This is a genomic window from Pseudomonas baltica, from assembly GCF_031880315.1.
Classification (GTDB): Bacteria; Pseudomonadota; Gammaproteobacteria; order Pseudomonadales; family Pseudomonadaceae; genus Aquipseudomonas.
The window spans coordinates 2359516-2372911 of record NZ_CP134771.1 but is presented as its reverse complement, the minus strand read 5'-3'; the positions used below and the strand labels follow the sequence as shown (position 1 = coordinate 2372911).

The window sequence follows — 13396 nt, the reverse complement described above, 5'->3', positions numbered from 1 at the left end:
AGAACCTCATAGCCCGGCCTGAGCCTGTTGCGTTTTCACGCCGGGGAACACGTTGCGTTTGCATACTTTCGCTTCGACCTTCTGCGGTGCGGCGCCGGCTTCTTCCGGCCCCTGGATTTCCAGGGCCAGCATGTTCTGCTGCGGCCAGTCCTGGTCATCACGCATCTCGAAGGCAAAACGCCCGTCGGTATCGGATGTTGTCGGTTTTTCGATCTTCAGTTCCTCGTGGCGACCATTGAGGTACCAGAGGGTGGCCTTCAGGGTTTTCACCGAAGTGTCGGCAAATTTGATGTCGATCTGGTGGGCACCGTTGTGGACATCGATGATGCCGTTGCGACCGTTGACCAGCAGTTCGTTCTTGCCGGGCTTGAGCGTGATGCTTTCGCTCATCTGCGTCGGCTTGCCCTCACAACCGTTGTCCAGCAAGGCCATCATCTGGCGATAGATGGTTTCCTGATCCAGGCGATACAGCGGCGAGAATTCCCAGACCAGAATCTTCGGCGGCCGTTTCTGGAAATCTTCACTGCCCAGGTACTGCAGCATCGAGCCTTCCAGGCCACCGCCGGGGAAGGCCACGTTGAGCACATCGGCACCGGTGTCCTGCTCCAGGAAGCCGGCGAAGTTATAGTTCTTGCCGCTGTGGCTGGTCCCTACCAGGGTGATCTCGGGGTTGCCGGAATCACCGAACAGATCGCCATCGGCTGCAGCCCCTTTGGGCTCGGTGGAGAACTGGTCCATGTACTGGATCGCATAGCTGGAGCCGCACAATTGACCGGCCATGTTGTGCAATGTTCCGGTCTTGCCCATGCGACCCGATATACGGGTCTCGAATTCCTTCTTGGGAATCGACGCGAAGGCCGGGATCTTCTTGATGCTCTCGGCCACGATCTTGGCGGTGCGCTGGGCGCCGTAAGGGGTCCAGTGCTGGTCACCGCGGAAGTAGAAGTCGTGGGCCTGTTGCTCGTTGGTCAACGGCGACAGGTCCGGCACGGTGTAGCCCATGGAGGCGAAGCGACCGAGCATGCCCTTGTAGTTCTTCAGCGCCGTGTCGTAGTCGAACTTGTCGCGATCGGCCGGGAACATCTTGTTGCGATCCACCAGCCCGCGGGTCGGTTGATAGACGATCACCAGCTCTACGCCCTTGCTCTTGAAGGCGTCGTGCAATTCCTTGAGGCGGCGATAGCCTTCCGGCGAGGTGTCGAATTCGGTGCGCAGGTCTTCGACGGTACGGAACAGCCAATCGCCTTCGCCCTGGAACAGGGTGGTGAAGTTGCGCTGATAGCGGGTCACGTACTTGGAGGCATCATGGGCCTCAGGGCAAACATTGCAGCACGGCTCGGCGGTGAATACCGGTGCCGGTGTCGCGGGCGCAGCCTGGGTCCCGCCGGTGGCGGCCATAAGGCCAGCGGTCAGGGCCGAAAGGCTGAGCAGCTTGAGCGATATGAAAGATGGCGTTCGCATTTGTTTTCCTCAGTCCTGCATTTCGGTCTGGCGTTCGACAGGGTCGATCAACACAGCTTTCTTCTGGCGCACCAGCATGTCGAGGATCTCGGCCTGTTTGTCACCCAGGATGCCGTTGAAGCTGATACCGCTCGATTTGCTCGGCGCCAGCATCGACACGCGATACAGCTCCAGGCTCAGGGGCGAGTCGATCGCCAGTGGGCCGGTGCCGTTGGCGGTCAGTTCGCCGCCTACCAGGATCAACGAGACTTGCGCATCGAACGGGTCAAGGGCGATGTCGCGGTCGGTATCGCTGAGGTCCTTGATGTGCCCATAGACGCCGGTCAGGCCGTTGGCCATCGAGATGTTCTCGTACAGGCGGATGTTGGTGCTGTTGCGCACGCGGATACCGTGGCGCTGATTGCGGATCACCTTGTTGCCCCACAGCAGGTTGTCACCGCTCTCGTAGAGAGTGATGCCGTCGGAGTGGTTGTTGTAGACCTCGTTGTAGGCCACCAGATTGCCGACGCTGTTGCGGTCCAGGACGATGCCCGAGAGGGTGTTGTCGTGGGTGCGGTTGTTGATGATGAAACTGTCGTTCACCTCCCGCGAAACGATGATGCCGTGCTTTTTGTGACTGCCGGAAACATCGTTGTCGGCAATGATCAAACGCTCGGAACGGTCGTGGGGGTCGATGCCGTAGATGATGTTGTCTTTGTAGGTGTTGCTCTTGACCACGAAGTCTTGGGTTTCATAGCAGTAGAAGCCGTACCACATGTCGCTGAAACTCGAACCGATGATCCAGCCGGTCGGCTCGCTGCGGCCCATCTGCGCTTTCATGTTGGGCGTGTACTGGGAAATGCTCACACCGTACGACTTGCTCTGGTTGTAGCCAAAGCTGGCCATGGTGGTGTTGACGATATAGGTCTCGGTGCCACCCCAGGACAGCAAGAACGGGCGAAATTCCTTGGGCGCGCGGAAGGTCGCCGGGCCGTTGTCCTTTTCACGCCAGCCGGTCACCTTGGTGTTGCTGGTGAACAGCTTGCCGTCGTTGATGATGAACGCGCCGCCCTCTTGCGAGAGGCGCAGTTCCTGGGTCTGCTTGTCGATTTCCAGGACCGCCTTGTTGCCGACGATGATCGGCAGCCGCGCCAGATAAACGCCTGGCGAAGTCTCGCTGAAATACTGCTTGGGGACGGTCTTGGTCAGGTCTTTGAGGTTCAGATAGCCGTTGTCGATGAAGATCGCCTGAGGGATACCGTGCTGACGCGCGACCCACTCGGCCATCTTGTTGTTGCCACCGATGAATTCCTTGAGCACGGTTTCCTGCATCATGCGCCGGATGCTGACTTTGGCGTGGGGGCCTTTGCGCAGCGGCGCGACCTTGGCGTCGGCGGCCTCGGCGGTGTAGCCAGTGAGGTCCGGCAGCTTGGGCGCGGCCATGTCGAGCGGCGCGGTGGGCGCCGACGACACGGTGTAGGTCTTGGCCTGGTGCAGCTCCTTGACCACGCCGGGCTTGCCAGCTGCCTGTGCGGTGTCCGCCGAGTTGGCGCCAGGCTTGGGCACCGGCGCCGGGCTGTTGGCCGCGGCGACGCTGCTGGCCAGCAGCAAGGCGCCGGTCAGCAACGACTCGCGCCAAGGCCAACGGCTGCTGAGGCTTGAATGATTCATTGCATGCACTCCCTTCGCGTTAGGCATCAGAAGCGCCAGATCACATCGACAATGGCGCGGTGCATGTAGTTGTCGACGCCGCTGCCGTAGGCATCACCCGGCTTGAACAGACCTGCACGCAGACGAATCAGCGCCGAAGGCTCGTCGATCGACTGGCTCAAGGCAGCGGGCAGCAACCCTTGCTTGAAATACTTGGTCACGACCAGGTCGACTTCCTGACCCAGGTCCTTGCTGCCCGAGTTGAGCGGCAAGGTGTTGAAGCTGATGTCGTTGTTGTTATTGATGTCTTCCTGCACGGCGTTGATGTTGCTGCCGCCGATGCCGGAATTGCCGTCGACACGCCAGAATTTGTGGTAGATCAGCGAGGCGTCGTATTGATCCTCTTGCTGCCACGAAGCGAACACCGAGGCGACGCGGGTGTTGCCCATCTGCGCCTGGTAGGCCTCGCCGAAGCGGCTGATGCGCGAGCGGGTGCCGGTCCAGGTCGAGCGGTTGCTCTGCAGGCCGTTCTGTTCGTAGTTCTTGCTCGCCTGAGAATAGGCACCGCCGACTTGCCATTGCGGGTCGAGGCGTAGACGAATACCGAGGTCCGATCCCCAGCCGCTCAGGTCGCGATTGCTCTTGGGTGATGCGAGGGTGTGGCCACTGGCATCGGTCGTCAGGTTGTTAGCGTCATAGGCGGCGCTGTTCAGGTCCTGAGAGCCGTCCATGAACGTCACGCTGCCCCAGTAGTTGACCTGGTTGAGGTTGCGGTAGTTGTAGGCGTCACTGTTGGCGTCAAGGCCGACCCAGCCGATTTTGCTGTTCACGCGCTTGTCGAGGTCGTCGACCACTTTGCCGGCATCGGCCAGCTTGCCGTCGTCCTTCACGTAGTGCGCGCGCACCCCGATCCATTGCCCTGGCATCCACTGGTAGTAAGCGTCGCCGAAGGCGTGCAGGCGTTGCTTGTCCTGTGCCGACAGTTGATCGTAGTCGGTGCGGTAGTCGCTGAAACGCTCGGCCACACCCAGATGGCTTTTGAGCAGGGTGGTGTCGAGGTTCCAGGTCAGCGCTTCGATGTTGTCATCGCGCCACTGGCCGTCGTCATTGCGCAGGCGCTGGCGGCCGAACTTGGCGTTCTCGCCAGGGTAGGGGGTGAACAGCCCTTGATAGCTGACCCAGAACTCGCGCATGGCGAAGTACGCGTCGTTGCCGTCGCGGGCCGAATTGTGGTTGATGCCGGAGGTGTTGACGCCTGGCGCGGTAGCGTTCTGTTCATCCAGCGGGTCGGTCTGGATGACGTCGCTGGCGGCGACTGCCTGACCCATCGCGTAGAACGCCCATTGGCCGCGTTCGAGGTAGGCCCAAGGGCGCAGGTCGATACCGACACCGTTGACGTCACCGCCCGAGCGCGTGCCCAGGTCGCGGTCGTCTTCGGACTGGCCGGTGGCTTTGACTTCGATGCCGAAATTCTGCGACGCGGTCAGCGCCGCGAGCGTAGGGCAAGACCACAAGGCGGCAAAGCCGAGACCGATCCCGGCCTTCATCCATTTATTGAGTTTCATAGGGATTTGTCCTCACCGATGGGGTCTGCAGGCATTTCTTGTTGGGCCAGGGCGCTGTTGGCCTGGCTGATGCCACCGCGAGCCTTGAGTTCTTGCTGCATCAATTGCTGCGCCTGAGCCTTCTGGCCCGGCTGCAGTTCGGTTTCGATCAGGGTGTTGAGATCGTTCACCGGCTGTTGCACATCCGGGCGCATTTTCGCCAGTTGCACGAACACGTAGGCGTTGACCAGATTGGGCTTGGTGCCGCGGCCTCCCGAATAGAGCTGCGCAAGGGCGAAGTCGGCGCTGTTCTGGCCACTGCGAGCGGCCTTGAGCAGTTCGTCCACGGCCTTTTGCGGCTCGGGCTTGCCGAGGTAGCCACGGCGGTAGATCTGGCCCATGTAATAGTGCGCGCTGACCTGGGTGCCTGCGGCTTTTTGCAGATGATCAAGGGCTTTGTGGGCGTCGGGGATGACCACCTTGCCTTCGTAGTAGACCTTGCCCAGCAGCAGCTCGGCACGCCCTGGGTCGGCGCTGTGGCCCTTGTTGATGTAGTCCATCAACTTGTCGACGTCGCCCAGCTCGGGGAACTGGTACAGCAGTTGCGCGAGGCTGATGTAGGCCGCCGGATAGGTGTCGGTCACGCTTTCGAGCAGGGTTTGCGCAGTCTTCTCGTCGGTCTTGCCGAGGGTAGGATCGGACAGCACCCGGGCCACGCCGTCGATGCGAGCGGCCGAGGCGGTGCCGCCGTTGTAGGCCGACTGCAACTGCTTGACCAGTTCGGCCTGGCGATCGGCCTGGCCGCGTTTCTGGTAGACGGTGGCCAGTTCGACATAGCACACGTCGTTGGCGCTGAGGGCAGCCTTGCAGATGCGCTCGATATCATCCAGGTGCTGATCGTAGGTACCTTTGGCGCGGTAGAGCATGACCTGGGCCAGGGGCGCATCCGGATAACCGGCGGCGAGCCATTGGTCGATCTGCTTCTGAGCGTCGATGTTCGGGAAGCTTTGCGGGTATTGCAGGTAGAGCGTGGCCAGCGGCAGCAAGGTGCCGGTCTCGCCGTTTTGCGCGGCCTTCTTCAACCAGCTCTCGGCTTCGTGCTGCTCTGCGACGGTGCTGCCCGGCTTGGCTGCCAGCAGGCGCCCCAACCGTACCTGAGCACGGGGGGAGGTCTGGGCAGCGGCGCGGTAGATCGCTTCAGCCTTGCGCATGGCTTCTGGGTCACCGGTGTTGACCTGGATATCGGCCAGGCCGATTTGTGCATCGGCATAGCCCAGGTCGGCCAGTTGCTGGAAGTTCTGCTGCGCAAGTTCGGTGTCACCGTTCTGCAGCGCCTGATTGGCCAGGCGCTGGTCGGGAAGCCCGGCGCAACCGGCCAGGCTGATTGCAATGGCCAGGCCCAGTAGCGCGGGATGCGTCAGGGTTCTTCTCGTTGCCACAGGCATTCTCCTTCGCACGCTCAACTTAGAGGCCTTTGGCCGTGGCTTTGTCGATCAACCAGTTCATCGAGCCACGGTCGCTGTAGACCTCCACTGGACGGCCGGCCAAGGCGCTGCTGATCGGCGCGTCGGGTTTGATCTGTACGCGCAGGTCGGAGGACAGGGCATCTGGCAACAGGTTGGTGCTGGAGACGATCTGACCTTCGCGGGTGGCGTCTTCGCCGGCGATCTGGAAGCTCACGCGTGTGCCAGGACGCACGTCGTTGATCTGGCGATAGGTGAAGCGCGCATCGATGTTCGCCTGGGCATCACGCGGCAGCATCTTGTAGATGATGTCGCCCTTGCTGGCGAACTGACCATCCGGGACAAGCTGCTCGGCGACGATGCAGTCGCACGGCGAGGTCAGGGTGCCGGTCAGTTGCTTGCCGAACATTTCCGTGATTTTCGCCGGGGTCAGCTGGGCGTCGTCCAGGTGGTCCTTGAGCACGTCGAGCATGCTGGTGCTGAACGTCGCCAGCGGCGCGCCCTTGGCAGCCTGGGCATTGACGGCAACCAGGCTGTTGACGGTGCCGTCGCGTGGCATGGTGATGTTGCTCGACGGGATGGTCACCACGCCCGATACCGCGTGGCTGACGAAGTACAGACCGTACACCGATTTGGCCACGAAGCCGAAGGCGGCCAGGCCGACCACGAAGATACCGAGGCTGAAGGTCACCGCACGCAAGCGGCCGAGGGTCGACATGCCATGGTTGGTGCCGCCGCGCTTGCGCGCCTTGGTGAAGTTGTCGCGCTGCAGGGTCCCCAGCACGCCGCCCATGGTGACCAACTCGCCGCTCAGGTGCGAGGTGATCAGGTGGCGCAGGGTGGCGATGTCCTGTTGGTCGAGGTTCTGGAAGGCGCAGCCGGCGCGGCCGTCGCTGTCGAGCGAGCGCACCTGGAACTCGATGTCCATGCCCAGGCCGAGGTTGTCGATGACGAACATCATCCGGCCTCGGTACACCTCGCCCTGTGCCAGGGTTTTCTTGGTGACGATGCTGAAGCCACCAGCGGAAAGGTCCTCGACCTTGGCTTCGAAGGTTTCGCGGTTCGGGCCGATGTAGCGCAGCTTGGCAGGGATTTTGACCCGAGCGTGCTGGCGCTGAGCTTCGGATTCATGGACAACATTGACGTTCACGGCTGTATTCATGGCGATTATTCCTACTTAATCCATTGGGTTCCGGCTCAGACCATCACGAACAGCACAGCAACGAAGATGCTGGCGGCCGAGAAGGTCATGGTCCGGGAGGACCAGGTGTTGAACCATTGTTGAAAGCTGGCGAGATCACGCTTGAGCGAGGTGGGCTGACGCGTCCAGGATTGCTTGTCGAGGCGGAAGAAAACGTAGATTTTCATCATGGCGCCGACGATCTGGTTGTAATACAGAATCATTGGGTAAGCCGGCCCGACCTTGTGCCCGGAGCACAGCAGCATGACGGTCAGGATCAAACGGGTGATGCCGATCCACAACAGGTAAACCAACAGGAAGTTGATGCCATACATGAGGCTGGCGATGATTGACGCCGTGAGCCCCAACAGACTGGTCCACATCGAAACACGCTGGTCGAACAAGACCACGGAGGTAAACAGCCCCAGGCGTCCTACGCCCAGGCCCAGCGCTCGGGAGTTCTGCCGCAGGTTGTTGCCGTACCAACGGTACATCAACTTGCGACTGGCTTTGAGGAAGCTCTTTTCCGGTGGGTGCTCAACGGTGTGAATGTTGGCATCCGGTACGTAGAAGGTGTCGTAGCCCAGGCGCATCAGGCTGAACCAGCTGGACTTGTCGTCGCCGGTCAAGAACTTGAAGCGGCCCAGACGCCAATGGTCGATCGAGTCGCTTTCGACGTCGGCGATGAATTCCGGGTTGGTCACCACCGAGGCGCGGAACACCGACATCCGCCCGGTCATGGTCAGCACGCGCTTGGACAGGGCCATGGAGCACATGTTGATGTGGCGCTGGGCGAAACGCAGCTTGTGCCATTCGCTCATGATGTAGCCGCCGCGTACTTCGCAGAACTCGTTGGTGGTCAGGCCACCGACGTTGCCGTACAGGCGGAACCACGGCACGGTCTTGCGCACTACGCCTTCGGCCAGCACGGTATCGCCGTCGATTACCGCAACCACTGCATCGTCGTCCGGCAGGTGGCGCGAGATGGCGCGGAAACCGTAGGCCAGGCCGTCGCGTTTGCCGGTACCGGCGATGCGCACGAAGTCCAGGGAAACGCGGTCAGGCGGGGCCATTTTCTGCCACAGGCTCTTGACCAGCAGTTCGTCGGACATCTCGACCAGCGAGCAAACCACAGTGGTGGGGTAGCCGCAGTCGATGGCTTCGCGAATCACCGAGCTGTACACCTGAGCGGTGGTCAGGGCGTCGATACGGAAGCTGGTGACCATCAGGAATACGTGGGACGGGTCGGCATCGTCACCCAGCTTGCGCACTTTGCGCCGCAGGTGCGGATAGACCACGTAGAGGAACAGCATGCCGCGCACGAAGTGCGTTGCACCCATCGAGTAGCGCCAGATGCCAATGGCGCCAATCAGGAAAATGAAGTCTTTCGACGCGGGGTCGAAAGTGGTGGCCGGCAGCATGAGCGCCAGGGCCATCAGGAACACCAGGTAAAACATCCAACCGGAAGCCTGGAGTAGGCCGTGCTTGAGCCTTTGCATGATCTGCATCCATGTGGGAATCGGGCCAGTGATAACGGGTCATTGATTGGCCCGAATCGTTCAAGGCATGCGCAGGGCCCGAAGGCCCCGCGCAGGTCCAGCCTTACTTACCAGCAGATGCCTTCGGTACGGGCAGCGGCGTCGGTGGTCTTGGTCATGAAGCCGACCAGGTCGATGACCTGCTTGCCTTCCGGTACGTTGCTGGCCAGGGCACGGAAGCGCTCGTCACGGTTGCCGAGGATGATCACGTCGGAATGGGCGATCACCGCGTCGAAGTCCGAGTTGAGCAGGGACGAGACGTGGGGGATCTTCGATTCGATGTAATCCTTGTTGGCGCCGTGGACGCGAGCGTATTCGACGTTGGCGTCGTAGATGCTCAGGTCGAAGCCTTTGCCGATCAGCATTTCGGCCAGTTCCACCAGCGGGCTTTCGCGCAGGTCATCGGTGCCGGCCTTGAAGCTCAGGCCCAGCAGGGCGACTTTGCGCTTGTCCTTGGAGTTGACCATGTCGAAGGCGTTCTGCACCTGGGACACGTTGCTGCGCATCAGCGAGTTGAGCAGTGGCGCCTCGACGTCCAGCGAGCTGGCGCGGTAGGTGAGGGCGCGCACGTCCTTGGGCAGGCAAGAACCACCGAAAGCGAAGCCTGGGCGCATGTAGTACTGGGACAGGTTGAGCGACTTGTCCTGGCAGACCACGTCCATCACTTCGCGACCATCGACGCCGACCGCCTTGGCGATGTTGCCGATTTCGTTGGCGAAGGTGACCTTGGTGGCGTGCCACACGTTGCAGGTGTACTTGATCATCTCGGCCACTTCGATGTCCTTGCGGATGATCGGAGCGTCGAGTTCTTCGTACAGCGCCTGCAGGACATCGCCTGAAGCCTGGTCGAGTTGACCGATAACGGTCATCGGCGGCTTGTCGTAGTCCTTGATCGCCGTGCTTTCACGCAGGAACTCAGGGTTGACCGCGACGCCGAAGTCGACACCGGCTTTTTTGCCCGAGCAGTCTTCGAGAATCGGGATCACCACATTCTTGACGGTGCCCGGCAGCACGGTGCTGCGCACCACGACGGTGTGGCGGGTCGCTTTGTCACGCAGTACCAGGCCGATTTCGCGGCAGACGGATTCGATGTAGTCGAGTTCCAGGTCGCCGTTCTTCTTGCTAGGGGTTCCCACGCAGATCATGGAAAGGTCAGTAGCGCGGATGGCTTCGGCGAAGTCAGTTGTACCGCGCAGGTTGCCCTTCTTGATCCCTTGTTCCAGAAGTTCTCCCAGACCCGGTTCAACAATTGGCGATTTTCCGTTATTGATCAGATCGATCTTGGCTTTGGAGACATCCACGCCAACAACGTCGTGACCACGTGCAGAAAGGCAACCGGCGCAGACTGCACCGACATAACCCAGACCAAAGATGCTGATACGCATCGCATTCACCTCATTGTTTATCACGCCAGCTCTACTGACAGAGCCAGACTGGGGGTTTGAATAACCAGCAGTTTTCAGGCACTCGAAAGTGCAACAACTTAATGCTGCAAATCACGGCGCAGGCATAATTAAGAACCCGGTGCCCAAGAAGGTGCACCTAAGTTGGGCGCTCAGGACCCGTAGAACACGGGCTCGCCCTAGAATGTAGCCAGCCTTTATTACAATTAATCTCGTTGTTATTCTTGTACGTGTTTTCAGTCCGGTTATATACCTTGTGAATCAAGCACTTGAGACGTCATGTTTGAGCTCTGTAGTGCAGCTCGGGCTTGGCCAGATGCTGAGGATAATTGGGTGCGTTCTCTCCTGAGAATAACCTGCCGACCCGTTTGGGATCGACTGAGTCAACTTCTTCCGGCGCTGCCGCCGGTGCCCTTGCGAGTCGCTGTGTACGTCATCTCTCACACGCTGCAAGAGAATCGTTACGGGTGGTATGAGCGACATATCCCCTATGAAGTTCCTGAGCAGGATGACCGCTGGTGAATTTTTTTTCATCGCGACGATTATTTTGAGTAATGGCAATGAGCCATGAATGGCAGTTTCGTCCTTTAGAATTGGGCGGTTAGAGGGTCGCGATATTTTTGTGCCAGCACTAAAAAATATTTGGTGAAAAGGGTAAAAAAAATGTGAAGTGCGAGTGCTAATACAATTAGCAAGTGCACCAGTAATATTAACTTGGCGTCATGAAACTGTCAGTTGGGGGTTGTGCACGATGATTTTGCAGCAATAGGGCGGCGTGCCCGGGTGGCCACGCCGATGAGCGGTCGCGATTATTCGTCGGGATGGTCGCGCAGGAACACCAGATTGTCGGCGGTGGAGTCCTTGGCGTTGAACCGGTAGCCCTGGCTGTCGAATGCCTTGAGGTGTTCAGGATCGTTTATGCGCTCGGTAATGACGAAGCGGCTCATCAAGCCCCGGGCTTTTTTTGCATAGAAGCTGATGATCTTGTATTGGCCATTCTTGAGGTCGCGAAACTCGGTATTGATCACCCGTGCTTGTAGCGCCTTGCGTTTGACCGCGCTGAAGTACTCATTGGAAGCCAGGTTGAGCAGTACGTCGTCGCCTTGTGCGGCCAGGGCTTGGTTGAGCCACTCGCTGATGCGCTCGCCCCAGAAGGCGTAGAGGTCTTTGCCGCGCGCATTGGCCAGTTTGGTGCCCATCTCCAGGCGATACGGCATCATCAGGTCGAGCGGGCGCAGCAGGCCATAGAGGCCCGAAAGCATGCGCAGGTGTTGCTGGGCGTAGTCCAGCGCCTGCTCGTCGAGGCTGGTGGCATCCAGACCGGTGTAGACGTCGCCCTTGAATGCCAGCAGCGCCTGCTTGGCGTTGTCGAGGGTGAACGCCGGATTCCAGCTGCCGAAACGCGCGGCATTGAGGCCGGCGAGCTTGTCGGAGAGGTGCATCAGCTCGCTGATCTGCGCCGGGCTGAGGTCGCGCAACTGGCCAATCAGTTCCTGAGAGTGGTCCAGATACTGCGGCTGGGTGAAGCGCTGAGTCGTCGGCGGGGTGTCGTAGTCGAGGGTCTTGGCGGGTGATATCACCATCAGCATGTCGGTGTCTCCTTCGGGTCGTGACGGGATTCTAGGGAGATAGACACGCAAACTCTAGCTATAGGTGGGATAGAAGCTTTAGCATCGGGCAATAATGTTGCGGTGAATGCACCGGCCTCTTCGCCGCCGACCGCGCACCCTTGCCCCCACAATGGATGTGTTTGCACCGTTGGAGCAAAGCTTGCTCGCGAAGACGATATTTCAAGCGCCACTGAACCCGATCCTTATATACCCGGAGAACTGCTTTTGCGTTTCGCCCTGTCGTTGGCTTCTTTACTGATCTGCCTGAACGTCGCCGCCGCGGAACCGCCGGCCGCCGTGCTTGATCGGGCCAATTGGCCCGAGGCACTCACCACCCCGGTGTTGTTCGACGTCGCCTCGCGTGCCGAAGTACTGGGTTTCGCCCGTGAACTGAGCGATACCGAGCTGCTGAGCGAGGAGGCTCTGGCCCAGCGTCTGGACCTGCGACAGATCAACATGGAGGCCATCAACGCCCTGCGCCAGCGCCTGTGGGATCGCCTTTGGGAAAACTACAACAACGCTCAACAAAGTTGCGAGCAGGACGCCTCGTTCTGTTACCTCATCGAGGATGAGACCGCGTTGCGTCGCGAAGCGGCGACGTTCCAGGTGGCCAACGATTCCTTTTATGCGAAGTGGCTGATACCCGGCAAGCAGTTCAACGTCGACTACATCGACGAGCTGCTGCACATGGCAGCGTTGTTTCCGCAGATCAGCAGCGAGGTGGCGCGCTTCAACGATCAGGAGCGCAATGGCGATGATTTCAAGGACCGGGTGTTCTTGCTCACCTTCGACGGCGGTCCCAGCCTGGCCCCAGGCGGGACCGACTGGATGACCGATTATCTGCGCAAGCAGAAGATGTCGGCGACCTTCTTCGTGCTGGGCAACAGCGTCGAGCTGCGCCGCGATCACCAGCCCGACGAGGATCTGCAGGCCATCTACGCCGATCAATGCGTCGGCGTGCAGGGCTGGCAGTATCGCTCGCACAGCCAGTGGAACGACTGGAAAGACTCGATCCAGCGCAGCGTTGCGCTGGTCCGGGCGCAATTGCCTGGCAGTTTCGTGCCGTTGTTCCGACCTCCGTATGGACAGCGTCGTGCCGACAGCGGCGCCTTTTTTGCCGCGCAACAGCTGCAGGTGGCGTTGTGGAATATCGACTCGGAAGACGGCCAGTTGACTGCGGCGCAGTCAGCGGATCGGGTGATCACGTTGATGCTGTTGTGGCGCAAGGGGATCATTGCCTTTCACGATGTCCAGGACCGCGCCAAGGTGGCGGTGCCGTTGATTCTGAACCAGACGGTGGAAAGCGGAATTGCCTGGGAAGAGTGCCATCAGTTTGACTGAAAGCCACGTTCCATATGGCGTGCGCGGTTTTTTGCAGAAAAATATTCTGGCGGTGCAGGTGGGGTGGACTTCCGACTGTAGCGGCGCTTTGGGCTGACGCCAAGCGCTATTCGTCCCATCATCAAATAAACTTCAAAAAAATGTCAAAGTGCTTTTTATCGTCATGGGTTTTGCGGTATCAAGACGTCAGACCGCCGAAACCTGCAACACAGGTGGCGTCTTCAACC

Annotated in this window: 9 protein-coding genes; 1 reads left to right on the top strand and 8 read right to left on the bottom strand. The window is 60.0% G+C overall.

Annotated features, from left to right (window positions below; genetic code table 11):
- Positions 1-6: 6 nt before the first annotated feature.
- The 8 genes from REH34_RS10410 to yaaA form a co-directional block, all read right to left on the bottom strand.
- Positions 7-1461, bottom strand: a complete 1455-nt coding sequence (locus tag REH34_RS10410) for an alginate O-acetyltransferase (RefSeq protein ID WP_311971584.1) — start codon at positions 1459-1461, stop codon at positions 7-9.
- A 9-nt stretch (positions 1462-1470) separates the two neighbouring features.
- Positions 1471-3111 (bottom strand): mannuronan 5-epimerase AlgG, encoded by a 1641-nt coding sequence (gene algG, locus REH34_RS10405; RefSeq protein WP_311971583.1) that lies wholly within the window; start codon positions 3109-3111, stop codon positions 1471-1473.
- Between the two features lie 26 nt (positions 3112-3137).
- Positions 3138-4655, bottom strand: coding sequence for an alginate export family protein (locus REH34_RS10400; protein ID WP_311971582.1), 1518 nt, complete (start codon positions 4653-4655; stop codon positions 3138-3140).
- The gene (locus REH34_RS10395; RefSeq protein WP_311971581.1) at positions 4652-6079 is read right to left on the bottom strand and encodes an alginate biosynthesis protein AlgK; all 1428 of its coding nucleotides are present in this window, start codon (positions 6077-6079) and stop codon (positions 4652-4654) included. The genes REH34_RS10400 and REH34_RS10395 overlap by 4 nt, the downstream gene beginning before the upstream one ends.
- A 19-nt stretch (positions 6080-6098) precedes the next feature.
- Positions 6099-7259: an alginate biosynthesis protein Alg44 gene (locus REH34_RS10390; RefSeq protein WP_226503008.1), complete on the bottom strand. Its 1161-nt coding sequence runs from the start codon at positions 7257-7259 to the stop codon at positions 6099-6101.
- Between the two features lie 35 nt (positions 7260-7294).
- Positions 7295-8776 carry a mannuronan synthase gene (alg8, locus tag REH34_RS10385; protein ID WP_409373272.1) on the bottom strand — a complete coding sequence of 494 codons (1482 nt, stop codon included), beginning with the start codon at positions 8774-8776 and terminating at the stop codon, positions 7295-7297.
- 107 nt (positions 8777-8883) lie between these two features.
- Positions 8884-10200, bottom strand: a complete 1317-nt coding sequence (locus tag REH34_RS10380; RefSeq protein WP_226503009.1) for a nucleotide sugar dehydrogenase — start codon at positions 10198-10200, stop codon at positions 8884-8886.
- Between the two features lie 827 nt (positions 10201-11027).
- Positions 11028-11807: a peroxide stress protein YaaA gene (gene yaaA / locus REH34_RS10375; RefSeq protein ID WP_226503010.1), complete on the bottom strand. Its 780-nt coding sequence runs from the start codon at positions 11805-11807 to the stop codon at positions 11028-11030.
- Positions 11808-12053: 246 nt separating this feature from the next.
- On the opposite strand from yaaA, the gene REH34_RS10370 reads away from it, so the two are divergent.
- Positions 12054-13169, top strand: a complete 1116-nt coding sequence (locus REH34_RS10370; RefSeq protein ID WP_311971580.1) for a polysaccharide deacetylase family protein — start codon at positions 12054-12056, stop codon at positions 13167-13169.
- Positions 13170-13396 lie beyond the last annotated feature (227 nt).

Excerpts from the sequence above, each read along its gene's own strand:
- REH34_RS10390 (WP_226503008.1), bottom strand. The coding sequence starts at position 7,259 with ATGAATACAGCCGTGAACGTCAATGTTGTCCATGAATCCGAAGCTCAG.
- REH34_RS10410 (WP_311971584.1), bottom strand. The coding sequence starts at position 1,461 with ATGCGAACGCCATCTTTCATATCGCTCAAGCTGCTCAGCCTTTCGGCC.
- REH34_RS10400 (WP_311971582.1), bottom strand. The coding sequence starts at position 4,655 with ATGAAACTCAATAAATGGATGAAGGCCGGGATCGGTCTCGGCTTTGCC.
- REH34_RS10380 (WP_226503009.1), bottom strand. The coding sequence starts at position 10,200 with ATGCGTATCAGCATCTTTGGTCTGGGTTATGTCGGTGCAGTCTGCGCC.
- REH34_RS10395 (WP_311971581.1), bottom strand. The coding sequence starts at position 6,079 with ATGCCTGTGGCAACGAGAAGAACCCTGACGCATCCCGCGCTACTGGGC.
- yaaA (WP_226503010.1), bottom strand. The coding sequence starts at position 11,807 with ATGCTGATGGTGATATCACCCGCCAAGACCCTCGACTACGACACCCCG.
- algG (WP_311971583.1), bottom strand. The coding sequence starts at position 3,111 with ATGAATCATTCAAGCCTCAGCAGCCGTTGGCCTTGGCGCGAGTCGTTG.
- alg8 (WP_409373272.1), bottom strand. The coding sequence starts at position 8,776 with ATGCAAAGGCTCAAGCACGGCCTACTCCAGGCTTCCGGTTGGATGTTT.